Source organism: Cupriavidus sp. DL-D2, from assembly GCF_039710735.1.
Classification (GTDB): Bacteria; Pseudomonadota; Gammaproteobacteria; order Burkholderiales; family Burkholderiaceae; genus Cupriavidus.
Window position 1 is genome coordinate 23203 of the sequence record NZ_JBDKXK010000012.1, and the last position, 21347, is coordinate 44549.

General features: G+C 64.5%; 18 protein-coding genes and 1 tRNA gene. 10 read left to right on the forward strand and 9 right to left on the reverse strand.

The genetic code is table 11. The features are described 5' to 3' along the window. Positions 1–10: 10 nt before the first annotated feature. The 8 genes from ABDB81_RS09095 to ABDB81_RS09130 all read right to left on the reverse strand — a co-directional run bounded on the left by ABDB81_RS09095 (position 11) and on the right by ABDB81_RS09130 (position 7585). Entirely contained in the window at positions 11–427 is a 417-nt protein-coding gene (locus tag ABDB81_RS09095) for a hypothetical protein (protein ID WP_137924415.1), read from the reverse strand. Between the two features lie 261 nt (positions 428–688). Further along, positions 689–765: transfer RNA gene (locus ABDB81_RS09100), tRNA-Met, on the reverse strand. A gap of 130 nt (positions 766–895) precedes the next feature. Continuing rightward, positions 896–1660, reverse strand: coding sequence for an RES family NAD+ phosphorylase (locus ABDB81_RS09105; protein ID WP_346810648.1), 765 nt, complete (start codon positions 1658–1660; stop codon positions 896–898). Further along, on the reverse strand, positions 1620–2009 hold the full coding sequence (locus ABDB81_RS09110; protein WP_137924416.1) for an MbcA/ParS/Xre antitoxin family protein: 390 nt from the start codon (positions 2007–2009) through the stop codon (positions 1620–1622). Before ABDB81_RS09110 ends, ABDB81_RS09105 begins: the two co-directional genes overlap by 41 nt. Positions 2010–2098: 89 nt before the next feature. After that, on the reverse strand, positions 2099–3334 hold the full coding sequence (gene boxA, locus ABDB81_RS09115; protein WP_346810650.1) for a benzoyl-CoA 2,3-epoxidase subunit BoxA: 1236 nt from the start codon (positions 3332–3334) through the stop codon (positions 2099–2101). A 34-nt stretch (positions 3335–3368) separates the two neighbouring features. After that, positions 3369–4793 (reverse strand): benzoyl-CoA 2,3-epoxidase subunit BoxB, encoded by a 1425-nt coding sequence (gene boxB, locus ABDB81_RS09120; RefSeq protein WP_137924418.1) that lies wholly within the window; start codon positions 4791–4793, stop codon positions 3369–3371. 40 nt (positions 4794–4833) lie between these two features. Then, positions 4834–6516, reverse strand: coding sequence for a 2,3-epoxybenzoyl-CoA dihydrolase (gene boxC, locus ABDB81_RS09125; protein WP_346810651.1), 1683 nt, complete (start codon positions 6514–6516; stop codon positions 4834–4836). Positions 6517–6634: 118 nt separating this feature from the next. Next, entirely contained in the window at positions 6635–7585 is a 951-nt protein-coding gene (locus ABDB81_RS09130) for a helix-turn-helix transcriptional regulator (protein WP_346810653.1), read from the reverse strand. A gap of 245 nt (positions 7586–7830) precedes the next feature. Between ABDB81_RS09130 and ABDB81_RS09135 the strand changes: the two genes are divergently transcribed. The 8 genes from ABDB81_RS09135 to ABDB81_RS09170 all read left to right on the forward strand — a co-directional run bounded on the left by ABDB81_RS09135 (position 7831) and on the right by ABDB81_RS09170 (position 17509). Beyond that, complete coding sequence (locus ABDB81_RS09135; protein WP_137924421.1) at positions 7831–9438, forward strand: benzoate-CoA ligase family protein; 1608 nt, start codon at positions 7831–7833, stop codon at positions 9436–9438. A 41-nt stretch (positions 9439–9479) separates the two neighbouring features. Then, the gene (locus tag ABDB81_RS09140; RefSeq protein WP_137924422.1) at positions 9480–10295 is read left to right on the forward strand and encodes an alpha/beta hydrolase; all 816 of its coding nucleotides are present in this window, start codon (positions 9480–9482) and stop codon (positions 10293–10295) included. A gap of 88 nt (positions 10296–10383) precedes the next feature. After that, complete coding sequence (locus ABDB81_RS09145) at positions 10384–11604, forward strand: ABC transporter substrate-binding protein (RefSeq protein WP_160472111.1); 1221 nt, start codon at positions 10384–10386, stop codon at positions 11602–11604. A gap of 56 nt (positions 11605–11660) precedes the next feature. Further along, on the forward strand, positions 11661–12527 hold the full coding sequence (locus ABDB81_RS09150; protein WP_137924424.1) for a branched-chain amino acid ABC transporter permease: 867 nt from the start codon (positions 11661–11663) through the stop codon (positions 12525–12527). 170 nt (positions 12528–12697) lie between these two features. Next, positions 12698–13762 carry a branched-chain amino acid ABC transporter permease gene (locus ABDB81_RS09155; RefSeq protein WP_137924425.1) on the forward strand — a complete coding sequence of 355 codons (1065 nt, stop codon included), beginning with the start codon at positions 12698–12700 and terminating at the stop codon, positions 13760–13762. Continuing rightward, on the forward strand, positions 13759–14538 hold the full coding sequence (locus ABDB81_RS09160; protein WP_137924426.1) for an ABC transporter ATP-binding protein: 780 nt from the start codon (positions 13759–13761) through the stop codon (positions 14536–14538). The genes ABDB81_RS09155 and ABDB81_RS09160 overlap by 4 nt, the downstream gene beginning before the upstream one ends. After that, on the forward strand, positions 14535–15251 hold the full coding sequence (locus ABDB81_RS09165; RefSeq protein ID WP_137924427.1) for an ABC transporter ATP-binding protein: 717 nt from the start codon (positions 14535–14537) through the stop codon (positions 15249–15251). The genes ABDB81_RS09160 and ABDB81_RS09165 overlap by 4 nt, the downstream gene beginning before the upstream one ends. Positions 15252–15607: 356 nt before the next feature. Further along, complete coding sequence (locus tag ABDB81_RS09170; RefSeq protein WP_137924428.1) at positions 15608–17509, forward strand: potassium transporter Kup; 1902 nt, start codon at positions 15608–15610, stop codon at positions 17507–17509. Positions 17510–17720: 211 nt separating this feature from the next. Here the strand turns inward: ABDB81_RS09170 and ABDB81_RS09175 are convergent, their stop codons facing one another. Next, entirely contained in the window at positions 17721–20084 is a 2364-nt protein-coding gene (locus tag ABDB81_RS09175; RefSeq protein WP_346810971.1) for a Tex family protein, read from the reverse strand. 177 nt (positions 20085–20261) lie between these two features. Between ABDB81_RS09175 and ABDB81_RS09180 the strand changes: the two genes are divergently transcribed. Continuing rightward, the gene (locus ABDB81_RS09180) at positions 20262–21035 is read left to right on the forward strand and encodes a hypothetical protein (protein ID WP_346810657.1); all 774 of its coding nucleotides are present in this window, start codon (positions 20262–20264) and stop codon (positions 21033–21035) included. 54 nt (positions 21036–21089) lie between these two features. Continuing rightward, positions 21090–21293, forward strand: a complete 204-nt coding sequence (locus ABDB81_RS09185; RefSeq protein WP_137924430.1) for a DUF465 domain-containing protein — start codon at positions 21090–21092, stop codon at positions 21291–21293. The last annotated feature ends 54 nt before the right edge of the window (positions 21294–21347 follow it).

The following is a 21347-nucleotide window of genomic DNA, read 5'->3' on the forward strand; positions in this document are numbered from 1 at the left end:
TGAAACGCAGTTAGCGTCCGCTACCCGGCGCGGTTGTGCCGGTGCCCGGCATCGTGCCCGGAGTCGTGGCCGGGGTCGTGCCAACGGCCGGTGGCGTAGTCCCCGGTGCGGTTCGCGGATGCATGCCACCCGGATCGGTGGTGGTGCGGCCAGTCGTGTTGTTGCGGCGGGTGCTATCTGTGTTGCGGCCCGAGTCGTACGTGGACCCAGTGGCCGTCCCATCCGAGCGCGGGGACGCGCCGGTTGCATTGCCGGGTTTGGTGGCTGTGGGGCCGGGGTTGGTACTGGTGCCCGGCGCACCGCCGCTCACACCAGTGCCTGCACTCCCACCACCGGAGCCGCCACCACCAGAACCCTGTGCCAAAACTGCGCCGCTAGCGAGCAACGCTGAGGCTGCCAATACTGCCATGGTCTTTTGCATCTTCATCTCGGACTCCTTGGAATTCGTTGCGAAGGAGCTAGAGGGTCTGCAATTCCCGTTCCGGCCGGGCTTATCGCCCGAATCACCATGAGTTGTGATGCGCGCGCCATGTCGATTGAAGAATGCGCGGGACACGGATGAAGAATTTGCGGGGAGGTTGTGCAGAGGGAGGGGGCGGGGGCGCTGCAGCGAAATGCAAAGCAGAAACCCAAACAAAAAACCCGCCAAGGAAGGCGGGTTTGTTTGATTTCGACAGGTTGCGATGCTTGGTTGCGGGGGCAGGATTTGAACCTGCGACCTTCGGGTTATGAGCCCGACGAGCTGCCAGACTGCTCCACCCCGCGTCCGTCGAAGAGGTGATTATAGGTGACCTGTTGGCGCATTGCAACAGAAACTTTGCCGATCCCTTTATCACGCTCGACCGGGCGCTTCACGGCGTCCGTAAAGCATTGGAGTGCGGATGCTCGGCGTCGTTCAAGCGGTGGGCGGTATTTCGCTTGTGCGGTGCCGCAGGGTCTGCCAATAAGAACTTTCGAACTCGAAGCTGTCGCGCTGCTGCAGGTCGTCGCGCTGCCAGATCACGCGGTCGCGGCGGACCGTCAGCATCCATGTGGTGGTGGCCAGCGGTTGGGGTGGGTCGAATGCCTTGGGCGTCAGCACCGCGCCGCAGATGCCAGGCTCGGGATCGCGCACGGCTGTGTAGAGGATCAGGCCGATGCGGGCATCCCGAGCCGATTGGGCCAGTGCCTGGCACGCGGTGTAATCGTTCGGGTCCAACCAGCTTTCCGACGCCTGGTCGAAAGGAGGGGCGGTCAACGCAATGCCGTCCGTGCGCACACCTACCTGGAACAGCGTCTGCGCACGAGCGTCGATGCGAGGCAGGTCGGGGCAGTCCATCAGGAAGCTCCAGCGCCAGTAGCCCAGTTCCGCGCAAGCCGTGCGGACGGTCTGGGCGCCATAGAACACGCCGGGGTCCGGGCCGCCGCGAAAGCGCGATCCCCACGCCGTGGGTGGATAACGGAACGGGGTGAACATCAGGTAGTGCAGGTGACGGGCGTCGGGAGGGATCGCCGGTTTGCCGGCGTCGAGCACGGCTTCGAGGACAGCCTGTTCTTCCAGTGTGTCGACGAGGGGCATGGTCGAGACCACATGCTGGGCTTCCACAGCCCGCCACAGTGTGAGCGCGAATGGCTTGCGCTCAGATGCGACCACGGGTGGCGTCCAGGTAGTGAACGACACGGACGAGACCTTCGGTGGTACGGATCAGTTCGAGCGGCTTGCCGCCGAGGGCGAGGTTGTCATGGGTGAGCCAGAGACGGGCTTGTTCATCATGGCCCAGGATGGCGTCGAGCGAGCGAAACAGGCGCACAAACAGGACGCCGAATTCCCATTCCTTGCGATGCGTATCGAGTACATAGCCGCCTGAGGCCATGCGAGACACCGATGCGGTACTGATGCCCAGCACGCTGGCCACGATAGCCTGGCTGATGCCCAGGAAGCCGGCCGCCCGCATGACGGCCTTGGTCAGCGTCACGCCGGGGTCGGGGCTGCCGCCGGGTTCGGTCTCCGGAATCTGCCTCGATTGCATCGCTCTGCTCCTGTTTCTTGAGAAACATTATAGGTAGCAGGTTTCAGAAGGGAAGGCGGATTTCCGGGCGAGCGCGCTAGGGGCAACCCTTAATAGGTTTCGATGTGGAGGCGTCCCTCGGCGCGCAACGCCGTCTCGATATCGGACCACGCGTGCCCCGCACTCGCACAGACATCGGCGAATGCCTGCAGCACGCCTTCCTCCATGCCTTTGAGTCCGCAGATATAGATGTGACCATGCGGGTCGGCCAGCAGGGCGGCCACGCTGGCCGACGCCTCGCGGATGGCGTCCTGCACGTAGCGGCGGGGTACGTCGGCGTCGCGCGAGAATGCGAAGTGGATATCGAGGAAGTCCTTCGGCAGCTTCAGCAATGGGCCGAAGTACGGCAGCTCCCGGCGATTTCGCGCGCCGAAGAACAGCAGCCGCCGGCCGGCGAAATGCTCCATGTTGCGACGCATGCGCTCGGTCATCGCGCGCATCGGTGCAGAACCCGTGCCGGTGCAGATCATCATGATGCTGGCCTCGCGATGGTTCGGCATCAGGAACGTGCTGCCGAACGGCCCGACCACCTGCACCGTGTCGCCTTTGTTCAGGTCGCAAAGGAAGCTCGACGCCACGCCTCGCACCGGATTGCCATCGTGATCGACATCCACGCGTTTCACGGTCAGGGCGAGGTTGTTGTAGCCGGGGCGCTCGCCATCGCGCGGGCTGGCGACCGAATACATGCGGATGTAGTGCGGCTTGCCGGACGCATCCACACCAGGCGGCACGATGCCGATGGCCTGACCCTCCAGGATCGGAAAGAACTGACTGCCGAAGTCGAGCACGATGTGATGGATGTCGCTCGATGCATCGGCCTCGGTCAGCCGGTAGTTGCCTGCCACCGTCGCGGTGGCAGGCGTGCGCAGGCCGTGGAGATTGACATAGGGGTGCGCGGCCGACCACGGCGCGCGGGCCGAGGTGTGGCGGCTGGTTTCCACCTGCTGAACGGGGGTGTCCACTGCCCCAGGACCATCGGGTGCGGCATCGATGGCGATAGCGGTAGCAGAAACTTCGGGCGGCACCTCTGCGGGCAGCTCATCCCACAGCAACTGCGCGTCGATGGGATAGGCATCGGCCTTATGCACCGTGCGCCAGTTATCAATGGCGCCCGTGGGGCAGGGCGAGAGGCAGGCACCGCACGCGTTGCAGACATCGGCCTTGACCACGTAGTTGCGGTCGTCGTGCGTGATGGCGTCGATCGGGCAGGTGTCTTCGCACGTGTTGCAGCGAATGCAGATTTCCGGATCGATCAGGTGTTGCTTGATGAGGTCGGCGGCGCCCATGGTGAGTCGAAGTTCGTGTCGGGTTGGATCGGAGTCAGTTGAAGCGCACGTATTCGAAATCCACGGGTTGCCGGTTGATGCCGATGGCCGGCGGTGCGATCCAGTTGGCAAACTTGCCCGGGGCTACCACGCGGCCCATCAGTGACGCCACGAAGCGGCGGTCTGCTTCCGTGGCCAGCCACTTGTCTTCGTTCGCGTTCCATTCGGCCTCGCTAATGACCTCGCCAGCGGGCGACACGTGCAGGTTGGCCAGCGTACCGATCTTGCGGTTGAATGCCTTGTGCGGCACGGTCAGGCGGAAGTCGATGCCGGCTTTCTCGATCACCTTGTTCCAGCGCGCCACGCCGCCCATCGAATCCTTGATGTAGTCGTCGCGCAGCACCTCGTTCAGCGCGTTCAGCATCGGCACCTCGCGTTCGCCGAGCCGGCCATCCTTGACTTCGAGAATGCGGTAGACATCGCTCTTGAGCACGTGGTCGTCGGCGCGCTTGCCTTCCTCGAAGCGGCCCTTTAGGCCGGCACTATAGAAGGTGGCCGCGTTCGACGACTGGTCAGCGCCGAACAGGTCGATGGTCACGCTGTAGTGGAAGTTCAGGTAGCGCTGAATGGTTTCCAGATCGATCACGCCAGCCGCGCGCACATCGGCGGGATCGCGGATATCGCGCTCGCGCATCACCTCGCAGGTGCGCTGGATCACGCGTGACACCCCGGACTCGCCCACGAACATGTGATGCGCTTCCTCTGTCAGCATGAAGCGGGTGGTGCGGGCCAGCGGATCGAAACCCGATTCGGCCAGCGCGCAAAGCTGGAACTTGCCGTCGCGGTCCGTGAAATACGTGAACATGAAGAAGGCCAGCCAGTCCGGCGTGCGCTCGTTGAAGGCCCCCAGGATGCGCGGGTTGTCCTCGTCGCCGGAGCGTCGGCCCAGCAGCGCTTCGGCTTCCTCGCGGCCATCGCGGCCGAAGTGCCGGTGCAGCAGGTAGACCATCGCCCAAAGGTGGCGGCCTTCCTCCACGTTCACCTGGAACAGGTTGCGCAAGTCGTACAGCGATGGCGCTGTCAGGCCCAGGTGACGCTGCTGCTCCACCGAGGCCGGCTCGGTGTCGCCCTGCGTGACGATGATGCGGCGCAGGTTGGCACGATGTTCGCCGGGTACTTCCTGCCAGGCCGCTTCGCCCTTGTGCTCGCCAAAGTGGATGCGGCGCTCGGCATCGGCCGGTTGGAGGAAGATGCCCCAGCGATAGTCGGGCATCTTCACGTGATCGAAATGCGCCCAGCCGGAAGGATCGACCGATACGGCCGTGCGCAGGTAGACATCGTAGCCGTGGGAGCCATCGGGACCCATGTCCTGCCACCAGTCGAGGAACGCCGGCTGCCAGTGTTCCAGCGCGCGTTGCAGCGTGCGGTCCCCGGCCAGATTGACGTTGTTCGGAATCTTCTGGCTGTAGTCGATGTTCATGGGGTCTCCTCTTATATGAATGGGTTTGGCAGGGGAGGGGTCAGACCCGGTCCCAGTCGAAGCGCGGCTTGTTGCCCGTGCCGAAAACCTTGAGCGCGCCCTGTTCGCCCACGGCATTGGGGCGATTGAAAATCCAGTTCTGCCACGCGGTCAGGCGGCCGAAGATACGGGTTTCCATCGTCTCCTTGCCGCCAAAGCGGAGGTTGGCTTCCAGCCCGGTCAATGCATCGGGCGAGAGGCTTGCGCGTTCTTCGAGCGCGATGCGAATTTCATCGTCCCAGTCGATGTCGTCGAGCGCTGCCGTGACGAGTCCCAATTGCTCGGCTTGATCGGCGTCGAGTGGTTGTCCCACCGCTTCGCGCACAGCGGCGATGTCGGATGCATCCTCGTAGAAGCGCGCTGCGAGCCGCGTGAGGCCATTCGGCATCGGATATCGGCTGAAGTTTGCCGAGTGAACGTGGAGGCAGGGCGTCTCATCTTGAGCGTCGGGCAACAGCAGCATGTAGGTGCGATCCGCTGCGAGCGCCAATTCCAGCAGCGTCCCGGCAAAGCACGAGCCCGGCTCGACAAGTGCGAACAGGCTGCGCGACGACACGTCGAGCCGCGCCAGCGTACGGCGCAACATGCCGATGGTCTCGCGCACGAACCAGTGGCTGGCGTGGGCATCCATCAGTGCATCGGCGGCCAGTACTTGCGCGGCATCGCCCTCGGTCTTCAGAATCCACATGCCGATGTCGAGATGGTTCGTGCGCAGTGTGAGGATGGCGTCGTCGAGTTCGCGCGCCATCTTGAGCGGCCACCACTGGGCGCCAGCGGCGAGCAGGCCGGGCAGATCGGTCGGTTGGTCCGATGCAGGTGCCGCAACCGTGATGGTGGCGCGGCGCGTGTCGGGATCGACATCGACGTGTACGGTGTCATAGCGATAGCCGTTGTCCTCGACCTTGCGTGCGAGCGGCGTCAACGTGATGCCAGCAGCGTCCGAGGGCCGATCGCTCTGGGCAGCCAGTGCCTGCGCACGTTCGCGCACGTGCTCGGCAAATCGCGCTGGCTTGACCACCTCGTCCACCAGCCGCCAGTCGCGAGCCCGCTGGCCGCGCACGCCCTCGGTGGTCAGGCAAAAGATGTCGGCGTGGTCGCGGCGGACGCGGCGCTTGTCCGTCACGCGGGTGAGACCGCCGGTGCCGGGCAGTACGGCGAGCAGGGGAACCTCGGGCAGGCTGACGGCTGACGAGCGGTCGTCCACGAGCACGATCTCGTCGCAGGCCAGCGCCAACTCATAGCCGCCACCAGCCGTGGTGCCGTTGCAGGCGGCGATGAACTTCAGGCCGGAGTGGCGGCTCGCGTCCTCGATGCCATTGCGTGTTTCGTTGGTGAACTTGCAGAAGTTCACCTTCCACGCGTGGCTGGATTTCCCAAGCATGAAGATATTGGCGCCCGAGCAGAAGATGCGGTCACGGGCGCTGGTGATGACCACAGTGCGGACTTCCGGATGCTCGAAGCGGATGCGTTGCAGCGCGTCGTGCAGTTCGATGTCCACCCCGAGATCGTAGGAATTGAGTTTCAGCGTGTAGCCGGGACGCAGCCCACCTTCCTCATCAACGCCCATCGCCAATGTGGCGACCGGGCCGTCAAACGCGAGCTTCCAGTGGAGGTAGTGCGCAGGATCGCGCTCGAACGTGACAGGCGAGGGCGCGGGTTCGGCGACGTTGAGGTCCGTCGGCATGGGGATGTCTCCTTCGGTGCACTATAGTGCCGTATCGTTTGGCATGAAATATAGTGCACTGTCAGGCGCGTTGCAAGGCCGCCGGAACCCTACCTTTTCCCGCTCGGGTCGAAGGGCGTCAATGCGGCGCCGGTACCAGCATGGCCTGCAGCGCCTTGAGGGAGGTGGAAGCGTCCTGACCGCTGGTATCGAGCGATACGTCGGCACGCGAGTAGAGCGGCGTGCGGGCCTGCAGGATGCGGCGCAGGTCGGCCATGGCCTCGCGGTTGCCTTCCATGGGGCGCATGTCGCCCTGGGCCACCACACGCGCCATGTGTTCCTCGGGCGAGGTCCGTACCCAAACCGTGAAGCACCGGGCCAGCAGCAGGTTAAATGTGGCCGGTTCCGAGACAAGGCTGCCCGGCGCGGCCAGCACCATGGTGTCGTGCTCGCGCAGCACGCGATCTAGTGCGCGGCTTTCATAGCGACGATAGGCCGCCTGGCCGTACAGCGAGTGGATTTCAGACAGGCTGGCGCCGGCTTCACGCTCGATCACTGCATTGAGTTCGACGAACGGCATCCCCTCGGCCGCGGCCAGTGCGCGCCCCAGCGTGGACTTTCCGGCGCCGCGCAGGCCAATCAGCGCGATGCGTCGATGCCGTGCATCGCGTGATTCCGCCGGGGCAAGCGCGTGGCGGGCGGCGTCGCGAACGCGCGCCAGATCGCCGGCTGGCAGTTGGGCGAGCCATTGCACCAGTTGGGAGAACTCGGCGGCGCGATGGCCGGACTGGCCCGCACCATCGATATGGCCGTCCACCTCTGCCAGTACCACGGGCAGGGGTACGTCGAGTGCGCTGGCCACCTGGCGCAGCAGCAGCACCGACGCATTGCCGGTGCCGGTCTCCAGATTGGCGAGATAACGTTCCGAGACATCGGCGCCGCGCGCCAAGTCCTTGCGCGACATGCCGCGCGCCGCGCGTAGCGAGCGGATGCGCTCGCCCAGGTGCGTGAGATAGGGGTCGCGCTCGCCCGTGGCGCGAGGTTCGGCGCTGGTGCCTGGCGTCAGGAGCGATTCGGGATCTCGGCGCATGCTGGGTTCGGTCAGAAGAAATGTGTGAGACGTTTCGGTAATGCGGTGAAGCGGGGCGCGCGCATTATACGGCGGCTACCCTCGGTTATATAGTGCATACCCTCGCTTGCATAATAGTCGATATGAAATAAAATGCATCGCATAACCTCCGGCGGATGCGCGGACCGGACAAGAAGACAAACTGCTGACAGCCACACGGGCCGCATTTGGACTTTCGATGACCCGGTTGGCCAGAGGAGTGAGACATGCCCCCAACTTCCAGTGCCGCCGAGGCGACCCCGGTGACGGCGCTTCCTGCGCGCTACAACGCCGCCGACGACTTGCTCTCGCGCAATCTTCGCGCCGGCCGTGGCGGCAAGCCCGCATATATCGATGATGCGGGCGCGCTCACCTATGCCGAACTCGATGCGCGCAGCCGGCGTTTTGCGGGGGCGCTGCGTCAGGCAGGTTTTCGTCGTGAGGAGCGCGTGCTGTTATGCGCGCTCGACACCATCGATTTTCCCACTGCATTTCTTGGCTGCCTGCTGGCTGGCGTGGTGCCGGTGGCAGTCAACACACTGCTTACCGTGGACGACTACGCGTACATGCTGGAGCACAGCGGCGCGCGCGCCGTGGTGGTGTCCGCTCCCCTGCTGCCCATGATGCGCAACGCCATGGACAAGGCAGCGCTGTCGCCAGAGATCATCGCGGCCGCTCCCCACACCGACCCGGGCGAGGGATTGCCCACCGTGGGGAACTTGGCGGACACCGCCGCGCCTCTCGAACAGGCCGTGGCGACGGGCCCGGACGATATCGCGTTCTGGCTCTACTCGTCGGGCTCCACAGGGCGGCCGAAAGGCACAGTGCATACCCACGGCAACCTCTTTCATACCGCCGATCTCTACGCACGCCAGGTGCTCGGCATTCGCGAGGACGACGTGGTGTTCTCGGCGGCCAAGCTGTTCTTTGCCTACGGACTGGGCAATGCACTGACCTTTCCGATGTCGGTGGGCGCCACGACCGTGCTGATGGCCGAGCGGCCCACGCCGCAAGCGGTATTCCAGCGGCTGACCGCGCATCGTCCCACGGTGTTCTGCGGGGTGCCGACCTTGTTCGCCGGCATGCTTGCCAGCGCAGACCTGCCCGAGCGGGCCAGCGTAGCGCTGCGCGTCTGCACATCGGCCGGCGAGGCGCTGCCGCGCGACATTGGTGACCGCTTTCTGGCGCATTTCGGCTGCGACATCCTCGATGGCATCGGCTCCACGGAGATGCTGCACATCTTCCTGTCGAACCGTCCGGGCGAGGTACGCTACGGCACCACGGGCAAGCCTGTGCCCGGCTACGAGCTGAAGTTGCTCGACGAACAGGGGCAGCCCTGCGCAGCGGGTGAGATCGGCGATCTCTATATCAAGGGGCCATCGGCGGCGCTGATGTACTGGTGCAATCGTGACAAGAGCCGCGATACGTTCCAGGGCGCCTGGACGCGCAGCGGAGACAAGTATGTCTGCGATGCGGATGGCTATTACACGTACGCGGGCCGCAGCGACGACATGCTCAAGGTGGGCGGCATCTACGTATCGCCGTTCGAGGTAGAGGCGGCGCTGGCCCAGCATCCGGCCGTGCTGGAAGCCGCCGTGATTGGCGTGACCGATGCCGATGAACTGGTCAAACCAAAGGCATTCGTGGTACTGCGCCCCGGACAGCAATGGCACGACGGCATGGCGGGCGAGTTGCAGGCGTTCGTCAAGACGAAGCTGGCGCCGTACAAGTATCCGCGCCAGATCGAATGCGTGGCCGAGTTGCCGAAGACGGCCACTGGCAAGATCCAACGGTTCCGCCTGCGCCAGCGTGAGGACGCAGCACGGGTGGCGTGAGGCGCGGCGTGAAGTGAAGGGCAGCGAGGCAGGGTGATGACATGAGCAGTGAAGCGGTGCGCATTCCGTTTGACGGGCGGCAGATCGAGATTGAATACCAGTGGCTGCGGCCCGAGCGCGCGCGGCGTCCGCTGGTGGTGTTCCTGCATGAGGGGCTGGGCTCCGTGGCCATGTGGCGCGACTTCCCGCACAAGCTGTGCGAGGCTGGGGATTTTCGTGGACTGGTGTTCTCGCGGTATGGCTATGGCGGTTCCACGCCCCGGCCACACGACGAAAAGTGGGGCGTCGACTTCATGCATCGCCAGGCGCGCGAGGCATTGCCCGCACTGTTCGAGGCGCTCGACATCGGCCCGGGGCGTCGCCATGGCAAGCCCTGGCTGCTTGGTCACAGTGATGGCGGGTCTATCGCGCTGATCCACGCGGCCAGCTTCCCCGATGCAGTGGACGGCATCACGGTGCTGGCGCCGCATATCGAGGTGGAGGATCTGTCCGTGCGCAGCATTGCCGCCACACGCCACACCTACCTGACCACCGACCTGCGCGCGCGGCTGGCACGCCACCACAACGATGTGGACTCGGCGTTCTGGGGCTGGAACGATATCTGGCTCGATCCGGCGTTTCGTCGCTTCGACCTGCGTCCGCTGCTCGACGGTATTCGTTGCCCGGTGCTGGCCGTGCAGGGCGAGGACGACGAGTACGGCACGATGGCGCAGATCGAGGGTATCCATCAATTTGCCCCGCAAACCGTGCTGCTTAAACTCGCGCGCTGTGGGCACTCGCCGCACCGCGACCAGACCGGTGCATTGACGGCGGCCACCGTGGCGTTTATAAACACACATACTTCAATCCTAAAATAATTGGCGCCGCCGGCTTCTCGGTTCCCGGGTTTCAACGCTCCGGGCTGCAAGGCGTGCCTCGGGCTTCAGACCACCAGGAGGAGATTTCATGCATCGCAATGCATCGCGCAGGCCGCCCCGCGTTCGTCGTTTGTCCCTTTGGCTCGGCACCGCGGCGCTGCTCGCGGCCGGTACGGGCGCCGTCGCCCAGACCGCTGCGCCGGCTGCACCCGCATCGGGCGCCAAGATCAAGGTGGGTTTCATGCTGCCCTACACGGGCACCTACGCGGCGCTCGGCACGGCCATCGAGAACGGTTTCCGGATGTATGTGCAGCAGCAGGGCGGCAAGCTCGGCGGGCGCGATGTGGAGTACTTCAAGGTCGACGATGAATCGGACCCGGCCAAAGCCCCGGAAAACGCCACCAAGCTGATCAAGCGCGATCAGGTCGATGTGGTGGTGGGCACGGTGCATTCCGGCGTGCAGATGGGCATCGTCAAGGTCGCCAAGGAAAACAACACGCTGCTGATCATTCCCAATGCCGGTGCAGACGAGGCCACTGGCCCGTTGTGCGGCCCGAACATCTTCCGCTCGTCGTTCTCGAACTGGCAGCCCGGCTACGCAATGGGCCACGTGGTGGCCGAGCGTGGCATGAAGAAGGTGGTCACGCTGACGTGGAAGTACGCGGCGGGCGAGCAGTCGGTCAAGGGCTTCAAGGAGGCGTTCGAAGCCAAGGGCGGCAAGGTCGTCAAGGAACTGAGCGTACCGTTCCCGAACGTCGAGTTCCAGGCGCTGATTACCGAGGTGGCATCGCTGAAGCCTGACGCCGTGTTCGTATTCTTCGCTGGCGGTGGCGCAGTCAAGTTCGTCAAAGACTGGCAGGCTGCGGGCCTCAAGGACAAGATTCCGCTGTACGGCTCGGGCTTCCTGACCGACGGCACGCTGGAGGCGCAGGGCGCGGCGGCACAGGGGCTGGAGACCACGCTGCATTACGCCGATGGCCTGACCAATCCGCGCGACAAGGCCTTCCGCCTGGACTACGCCAAGCAATACAAGCTGCAGCCCGATGTCTACGCGGTGCAGGGCTTCGACGCCGCGCAGTTGCTGGCGGCTGGCGCCAACGCGGTGAAGGGGGACATGACGCGCAAGCCCGAAGTCATCAAGGCCATGGAAGCGGCCAAGGTGGATAGCCCGCGCGGTGCGTTCACGTTGTCGAAGGCGCATAACCCGGTGCAGGACTTCTACTTGCGCAAGGTAGATGGTCGCGAGAACAAGGTCAGCACCGTGGCGGTGAAGGCGCTGGCCGATCCGGCGCGCGGCTGCCGCCTGTGATCGTTCCTGCTTTGTCTTTCGTGACTTTGGTGACTTTGGTGCAACGGTAAGCCCGCATGGACCTCGTTTCGTTTCTGATTCAATGCCTGAACAGCGTGCAGTACGGTTTGCTGCTGTTCCTGGTGGCCAGCGGGCTGACCCTGATCTTCGGCATCATGGGCGTGATCAACCTCGCCCATGGCAGCTTCTACATGCTGGGCGCCTACCTGGCATTCACGCTGGCCAGCCTGACCGGCAACCTGTTCATTGCGTTGCCGCTCGGCATCGTGCTGGCGGTGGCATTCGGCTACGTGCTTGAATGGGCCTTCTTCAGCTACCTGTACCACCGCGACCACCTGCAGCAGGTGCTGATGACCTATGGCCTGATCCTGGTCTTCGAGGAGTTGCGAAGCATCCTGGTGGGCGACGATGTGCACGGCGTGTCCGTGCCAGAGCTGCTGGCCGGGTCGCTGCCCATCGGCAACGACATGACGTATCCGGTCTACCGGCTCTTCATCTCGGCGGTCTGCCTGCTGGTGGCCGGTGCCATGTACTACGTGATTCGCCGCACCCGCGTGGGGATGATGATCCGCGCCGGCGCCTCGAACCGCGAGATGGTGCAGTCGCTCGGCGTCAATGTGAATGTGCTGTATCGCTTCGTGTTCGCCCTGGGTGTGGCGCTGGCCGTACTGGCGGGGATGATTGCGGCGCCTGTGTCGTCGGTCTATCCGGGCATGGGCGGGCAGGTGCTGATCATCTGCTTCGTGGTGGTGGTCATCGGCGGCATCGGCTCGGTCAAGGGCGCGCTTGTGGCATCGCTGCTGATCGGCTTCGTCGATACCTTTGGCAAGGTCTTCTGGCAGGACGCCGCAGGGGTTCTGGTGTATCTGCTGATGGCGGTGATCCTGATCTGGAAGCCGCAGGGGTTGTTCAAGGCGGGGTAGAACGAAGGATGACCGATTGTTTGCTCCCCTCTCCCGCTACGCGGGAGAGGGGCAGGGTGAGAGGGTAGGCGGTGCAAATTGCAATTCGTCTGGAACGAGGCGCTGGCCCTCTCCCCCGACCCCTCTCCCGCCAGGCGGGAGAGGGGAGCGCGTAACCGAGCTGGATTCAAATGCAAACCAACACCGAAACCCCGCCGCCGCTCGAAGTCCGCCGTCCCGCATGGCTGGCTGCCGCTGGCTGGGTCATCGCGCTAGCGTTACTCTGCGCCGCGCCGCTGCTGCTGACTGCGGATAGCCACAAGTACTACGTCGAGCTGCTCAGCAAGGTGATGATCATGGCGATCTTCGCGTTGTCGCTGCAACTACTGATCGGATACACAGGGCTGGTCAGCCTGGGTCATGCGGCGTACTTTGCGATGGCCGCCTATGCCACGGCCATGCTCGCGCCCCAGGGCGGGGCAGGCAACGGCTGGCTGCTGCTGCTCGGGGCGGTGGGCGCGTCGGGACTGCTGGCCCTCGTGGTGGGTGCGCTGGTGCTGCGCACGCGGGGCATCTATTTCATCATGGTCACGCTGGCCTTCGCGCAGATGGTGTATTTCGTGTTCCACGACACCAAGATCGCGGGCGGCAGCGACGGCACCTATATCTACTTCCGCCCGGAGTTCGGGCTGTTCTCCGAGCAGCCGATGACCGTCAACGAGCCCGTGCAGTTCTACTGGCTCGTGCTGGCGGCGCTGGTGCTGACAGTTGCCGTGCTCGCGCTGCTGCTGCGGTCGCGGTTCGGCCATGCACTGGTTGGCATTCGTCACAACGAGCAGCGCATGCGCGCAGCGGGATACGCCACGTATCGCTACCAGCTCGGCGCCTTCGTGGCGGGCGGGATGCTGGCGGGTGTGGCGGGCTTCCTCTACGCCATCCAGTTCGGTTTCGTGAATCCGGAGATCGCCTCGTGGCACCAGTCGGGCAATGCGATGCTGATGGTGATCCTGGGCGGCGTGGGCAGCCTGGCCGGCGCGGTGCTGGGCGCGTTCTCGTTCGTGCTGCTGGCCGAATGGTTCGGCGCGCTGACCAAACACTGGCAACTGCTGATGGGCGGTTTCATCATCGCCGCCGTAGCGTTGCTGCCACGCGGACTGGTCAGCGTGCCCACTGTGCTGCGCCATCGCTCGCCGCGTCGCCAACGCCAGCAGGGCGAAGCGCCGGAATCCGCTGCACGCAGCCGGGAGGCCGTATGAACACGGATTCGAATACGAATCGCGCCGCACCAGTGATGCAGGCGCATGCGGTGACGCGCCGCTTCGGTGGCCTGACGGCGGTGAACCAGGTGGATCTGTCGCTTCACCTGCACGAGATCCACGCGGTGATCGGCACCAATGGCGCGGGCAAGTCGACGCTGATCAACCTGATGTCGGGAGAACTGCCGCCCAGCGAAGGCCGCCTCGACCTGCAGGGACAGGATGTCACCGGCTGGCCGCAGCCGAAGCTGGCCCGGCAAGGGGTGGGGCGCAGCTACCAGCGCAACAACATCTTCCTGCCGCTGACCGTGCGCGAGAACTGCAGGCTCGCTGCGCAATCTCGCGCGCAGCGGGCATGGCGGATCTGGGAGCCGGCGCAGGGTTGCCGTACCAGCCGCAGCCTGGCCGACGATGCGCTGGAGCGCGCCGGGCTGGTGCAGCACGCCGATCGCGTGGCCAGCGAACTCGCCCACGGGCAGAAGCGTCAACTCGAAGTGGCGATGTGCCTGGCGACGGAGCCCGTGGCGTTGCTGCTCGACGAGCCGCTGGCCGGCATGGGTGCCGAGGAATCGGCCCGCATGCTCGATCTCCTGCGCGGCCTGCGCGATGGGCACGCGATCCTGCTGGTCGAGCACGATATGGAAGCCGTGTTCGCGGTAGCGGACCGCATCACGGTGATGGTCAACGGCAGCGTGATCGCATCGGGTGATCCGGCTTCGATCCGTGCCAATCGCGAGGTGCAACTGGCTTATCTCGGCGAGGAAGAATCGGTATGAGCGCCGCAGACATCATCGACATTGCTGGCGTCAACGCCTGGTATGGCTCCAGCCACGTGCTGCGCGGCGTCGACTTCCGCGTTGGGGCTGGCGAGACCGTGGGCCTGCTGGGTCGTAACGGGATGGGCAAAAGCACACTGCTGCGCACCATCCTCGGCCACGTCCGCGAGCGCGAGGGCGCGATCCGGGTGGCCGGACGCGATATGTCGCGTGCCCGGCCGCATGAGGTAGCTCGGCTCGGCGTGGCCTATGTGCCGGAAGGGCGCGGAATTTTTCCGAACCTGAGCGTGCGCGAGAACCTGCTGATGGCGGCGCGACCGGGCTGCAACGGGCGCCGCGACTGGGACGAGTCGCGCGTGCTCGACCTGTTCCCCCGGCTCAAGGAGCGCCTCTCGCACGGCGGGCAGCAGCTATCCGGCGGCGAACAGCAGATGTTGTCGATTGGTCGCGCGCTGATGACGAACCCGGATTGCCTGATCCTCGACGAGGCCACCGAGGGCCTGGCACCGAAGATCGTCCACGAGATCTGGAACGTGATTGCCACGGTGCGTGCCACCGGGATTGCATCGATCGTTGTGGATCGCAACTATCGGGCCGTCCTGGCCCATGCCGAGCGCGTGGTGGTGCTGGAGAAAGGGCTCGTCGCCATGGCGGGCCCAGCCGCCGAGTTGGCCGCTGCGCCGGCTGCGCTGGATCGATACCTTGGCGTCTGACATCGCGAAGACGGGCGTTTGAAACCATCACATTACTAAAAGTGGAGCTTGATCCATGTCTGTCGTGCTCTCGCAACGGCGGCACGGTGTGATGTCCCACGGTTCGAGCGCGTGCCGAGCTTGACCCGGCGAGCCTTCTTTCCCATCCTTGATCGATCGTGCGGCTGTGCTGGGAATTACAACAGTGGTCGTCCTACGGCACTTCCTCTAGAATGCGCGCGTTTGTGCAACGCAATAGAAACTGAGAAGGCCAACACGCCCCATCGGGGACCGGAACCGCTTGCGAGAGAGAAACTGTGCCCGCCAAGTCACTTTGGCGTGCGGAGGCCGCGAGCCGGTCCACCTGACCCAAATCCATGACCACCCAGTCCACAACCAGTCACTACTTCGTCGAAAGTCCGAGCACGCGTGCCCTGATGATCGGCGCGATCGGCGTCGTCTTCGGCGACATCGGCACTAGCCCGCTCTACGCCCTCAAGGAATGCTTCAGCAAGGACCACGGCATTCCGTTCAGTCCCGAAGCCGTGCTCGGCATCATCTCGCTGCTGTTCTGGGCAATGATCGTCGTGGTGTCCATCAAGTACGTGCTGTTCGTGATGCGCGCCGACAACAACGGCGAAGGCGGGGTGTTGGCGCTCATGGCGCTGGCGCTGCGCACGGCGGCCCCCCGTTCGCGTATGGCCAAGATCATCATGATGTCGGCCATCTTCGGCGCCTGCATGTTCTATGGCGACGCGGTCATCACGCCGGCTATCTCGGTGCTGTCGGCCGTGGAGGGCCTGGAGATCGCCGCACCGGGGCTGTCGCACTTCGTGATCCCGATCACCCTGTCCATCCTGTGCGTGCTGTTCTTCATCCAGCGCCACGGCACGGCCGCCGTGGGCAAGTTCTTTGGCCCGATCATGGTGGCGTGGTTCCTGGCGCTTGGTGCGCTGGGTGTGTACAACCTGATGCAATCGCCCGAGATCCTCAAGGCGATCAACCCGTGGTACGGGATTTCGTTCCTCCTGGATCATTCGCTGCAGGCGTTCATCGTGCTGGGCAGCGTGTTCCTGGTGCTGACCGGGGCCGAGGCGCTCTATATCGACATGGGCCACTTCGGTGCCCGGCCGATCCGTTACGGCTGGTTCGTGATGGTGATGCCGTGCCTGATGCTGAACTATTTCGGCCAGGGCGCCATGCTGCTGGGCAACCCCGCGGCCATCGCCAATCCGTTTTTCCTGATGGTGCCTGACCTGCTGCAACTGCCGATGGTGCTGCTGGCCACGGCGGCCACCGTCATCGCGTCGCAGGCAGTGATTTCCGGCGCGTTCTCGCTGACGAGCCAGGCCATCCAGCTTGGATTCCTGCCTCGCATGCGTATCCAGTACACGTCGGCGGCGGAGATCGGCCAGATCTATCTGCCGGTGATCAACTGGGCGCTGCTGGTGCTGGTGATCTGCGTGGTGCTGTCGTTCAAGAAGTCCGAGAATCTGGCTGCGGCATACGGCATTGCCGTGACCACGACGATGCTGATTACCACGTTCCTGGCCGTCATCGTGATGCGCCGGTTCTGGAAGTGGAACCGCGTGCTGGTGGTGGCACTCGGCGCAGTATTCCTGATCGTCGACCTGTCGTTCTTCTCGGCCAACCTGCTCAAGGTGGCAGAGGGCGGCTGGTTCCCACTGCTGATGGGCTCCACGGCGTTCTTCCTGCTGATGACCTGGCACAACGGCCGCAAGCTGCTGCGCGCCCGCAGCCTCGAGGATGGCATTCCGCTCGAACCGTTCATCGCCGGCCTGCTGGCCCACCCGCCGCATCGGGTGGAGGGCACCGCCGTGTTCCTGACGGGCAATACCGAATCGGTGCCGGTGTCGCTGCTGCACAACCTGAAGCACAATCGCGTGCTGCATGAGCGCGTGGTGTTCCTGTGCTTCGTAACGCGCGACATTCCCTATGTCGACGATGACCAGCGCCTGAGCTGCAAGGATCTCGGCGGCGGCGTGTTCATCCTGAATTCCGAATATGGCTTCAAGGAAACCCCCGACGTGCAACGCGTGCTGGACCTTGCGCAGCGCAAGCTCAACATGCAGTTCGAACTGATGGAGACCTCGTTCTTCATCGCCCGGGAATCGGTGATCCCATCCAAGCTGCCGGGTATGTCGATGTGGCGCGAGAGCCTGTTCGCCTGGATGCATCAGAACGGCGCCAAGCCCTCGGACTTCTTCTCGATCCCGACCAACCGGGTGGTGGAGTTGGGGACCAAGGTGGAGATTTGAGGTACGTGATGCAATAAAAAACGCCTCGCAGCTGCGAGGCGTTTTTATTTTCTGAGGACTGTTCCCCTCTCCCGCGCGCGGGAGAGGGGTTAGGGGAGAGGGCCGGAGGCTCTGCTTGCCGACCAAGCGGAAATTTTCACTGCTTGCCCTCTCCCCCAGCCCCTCTCCCGCAACGCGGGAGAGGGGAGCACACCAGTGGGATGCGAATCGCTTACCGCTTCAACTTCGCAAACGCAGCCGCCATCGCACCTTGCGTTTCCGGTTGACGCTGACCGCCGCCAGCATTGCGATTGCCACCGCCGCTACGCTGGCCGCGATCATTGCCGCGATCGCCACCACCGCCAACGCGCGCAGCCGTCTGGCCCGGTTCGTCGTCCAGGCGCATGGTCAGGCCGATCCGGTTGCGCTTGACGTCCACTTCCATCACCTTGACCTTGACGATCTGGCCGGCCTTGACCACTTCATGCGCATCCTTGACGAACTTCGTCGACAGCGCCGAGATGTGGACCAGCCCGTCCTGGTGTACGCCGATATCGACGAACGCGCCGAAGGCGGCCACGTTGGTGACCACGCCTTCCAGGATCATGCCCGGCTGCAGGTCCTTCACGTCTTCCACGCCTTCCTGGAAGGTCGCGGTCTTGAACTCGGGGCGCGGGTCGCGGCCCGGCTTTTCGAGTTCTGTCAGGATGTCGCGCACGGTGGGCAGGCCGAACTTGTCATCGGCAAACTGCTGGGCGGATACGCCGCGCAGTGCGTCGCGGTTACCCATCACGTCGGACAAGCCCTTCTTGATGTGTTCCAGAATCTTCTGCACCACCGGATAGGCTTCCGGGTGAACCGACGAGCGGTCCAGCGGATTGTCGCCGGTGTTGATGCGCAGGAAGCCAGCGGCCTGTTCGAACGTCTTGTCGCCCAGGCGTGGCACGTTCTTCAGCGCATCGCGATTCGCGAAGGCGCCGTTGGCATCGCGGAAATCGACGATGTTGCGCGCCAGCACCGAATTCAGTCCCGATACCCGCGCCAGCAGCGGCGCCGAGGCCGTATTCACGTCCACGCCCACCGCATTCACGCAGTCTTCCACCACGGCGTCGAGCGCGCGGGCCAATTCGCGCTGGTTCACATCGTGCTGATACTGGCCCACGCCAATCGACTTCGGATCGATCTTGACCAGTTCCGCCAGCGGGTCCTGCAGGCGGCGGGCGATCGACACCGCGCCACGTAGCGACACGTCCAGTTCCGGGAACTCCTTGGCAGCCAGTTCCGATGCGGAGTACACCGAGGCACCAGCCTCGCTGACCACGATCTTGGTCAGCTTAAGATCGGGCAGGTTCTTCATCAGGTCCTGCACAAGCTTGTCGGTTTCGCGGCTGGCGGTGCCGTTGCCGATCGAGCACAGTGCCACGTTGTGCTGCTTGGCAAGGCGAGCCATCACAGCCAGCGAGCCATTCCAGTCGCGGCGCGGCTCGTGCGGATAGATCGTAGCTGTTTCCAGCAGCTTGCCGGTGTGATCGACCACGGCGATCTTGCAGCCGGTGCGGATGCCCGGATCGATACCCATCACAGACTTCGGACCCGCCGGTGCGGCCAGCAGCAGTTCGTGCAGGTTGCGACCGAAAACCTTGATGGCCTCGGCTTCAGCGGTCTCGCGCAGTTGCGTCAGCAGTTCGGTCTCGATGTGCGGCTGCACCTTCACGCGCCAGCACCAGCGGCACACATCGGCCAGCCACTTGTCCGCCGGACGGTTACGGTTCTCGATGCCGACATGGCGCGCGATCATGCCTTCGCACGGATGCGGCACCATCGCGTCCTGTTCCTCGCCCAGGCCGAGCTTGATCAGCAGCACGCCCGCATTGCGTCCGCGGAACAGGGCCAGTGCACGGTGCGACGGCACGGTGCGAATGGTCTCGCTGTACTGGTAGTAATCGCGGAACTTCTCTTCCTCGGCGGTTTCCTTGCCTTCCATGACGGACGAGGCCACTACGCCGTTGTTCCAGAGGTGCTCGCGCAGTTTACCGAGCAATTCGGCGGTTTCGCCAAATTGTTCGGAGAGGATGTCGCGCGCGCCATCGAGCGCAGCCTTCACGTCGGGCACGCCACCATCGGCGGTCGGGTTGCCGTTGACGAACTTGGCGGCTTCGGCTTGCGGGTCGAGCGTGGGATCGGCCAGCAGCGCTTGCGCCAGTGGCTCCAGACCGCATTCGCGGGCGATCTGCGCACGCGTGCGGCGCTTGGGCTTGTAGGGGAGGTAGAGGTCTTCGAGCGTCTGCTTGGTCTCGGCAGCTTCGATGGCCGTGCGCAGTGCATCGGTCATCTTGCCCTGTTCCTCGATGGAGGCCAGGATCGTGGCGCGGCGGTCTTCCATATCGCGCAGGTAGAGCAGGCGCTCTTCGAGATTCCGCAGATGGGTGTCGTCCAGGTTTCCTGTGACTTCCTTGCGGTAGCGGGCGATAAAGGGGACCGTGGCGCCTTCGTCCAACAGGTCGATGGCAGCCGCCACCTGGCGGGGTTGCACGGATAGTTCGGCCGCGATCAGCGACACAATCTTTTGCAGGACGGCAGCAGGCAGCTTGGACATCGAGAAAACGGTCAGTCGAAAGCGGGGCATTGTGCCACAAGCGCAGGACCGTTCCGGTGACGGAGAGACACCTTTTACACCCGCAATTCGGCACGATGCGCGCGGCCATGGTCCCGGGCTCACTTCGTAACGCTTCGCGCGGGGGCCCGATGTGGCCCCGGATGCTAGAATCGCGCCATGATCGTCAAGCCCCAAGCGGCCGTCATGGCTCTCCCGCTTTCCCTTACTGTTTCCGCCTTCGCTCTGGCCGCACTGCTGGCCGTCGCGCCGCATGCTGCGCAGGCGCAGGCGTCGGCCCCATCCGCGGCGGCTGCCAATCCGGCTATTCCGGCCGATCCGGGCACGCCGCGCGACTTCCAGGCCGAGCGCCGCGCCATCGACGATTCGCGCGCATGGGCCAAGTACCGTTTTGCGGTGGCCGAGCGCGAGTGCTACAGCAAGTTCCTGACCAACAACTGCATCGACAAGGCCAAGGATCAGCAGCGCGCGGAGTTACAGGTGCTGCGCGCCAAGGATCTTGAGGTGGGCGATGCCGAGCGGGCCTTCCGGGCCGCCCAGCGCGACCGCAACCAGGCTATCCGCCGCGCCGAGTACGAAGCGGGCCAGCCGGGCCGCGCGGCCAACGAACAGGCCAGCCGCGACGCGTTCGACCGCAAGCAGCAGGAGCAGGCGGCGCGCGATGCGCAGGCCAATGCGCAGGCGCCTGAGCGCGCTGCCAACGCGGCGGCGTACCAGCAGAAGCAGGGCGAGCGCGACGCCCGCATCGAGGAAGCCCGTCAGAAGGGGGCCGAGCAGGCGCGTCAGCGACAAGAAAACGTCAAGGCCTACGAGCAGAAGCAGCAGGACGCGGTGCAGCGCCAGAAGGATCTGGATGAACGCCGGGCCAAGGCCGAGGAAAAGCAGAAGGAAGGGCAGGGCAGCGGGAAGAGTCCGAGTCCGTTCGGCTTCTGATTCGGCGCGCCCTTTGCGGTGGCATCCGCCGCCGCAGTGCAGCAGGAAGGCATCATGGATGAACATCTGAACACCCTGGAACGGCAGATCATTGAATTACAGATCGAACACCGCGATCTGGATTTCCTGATCGACCGACTGTCATCCGATCCCGCGCATGACGAACTGCAGTTGCGTCGGCTCAAGAAGCGCCGGCTCAAGCTCAAGGACGCCATCACGCTGCTGCAACTGCACGTGGAACCGGACGTACCGGCCTGACCCCGGTAGCAGTGCCCGGCCCGTTCGCATCAGGCGAGCCCGCCCAAAAGAAAA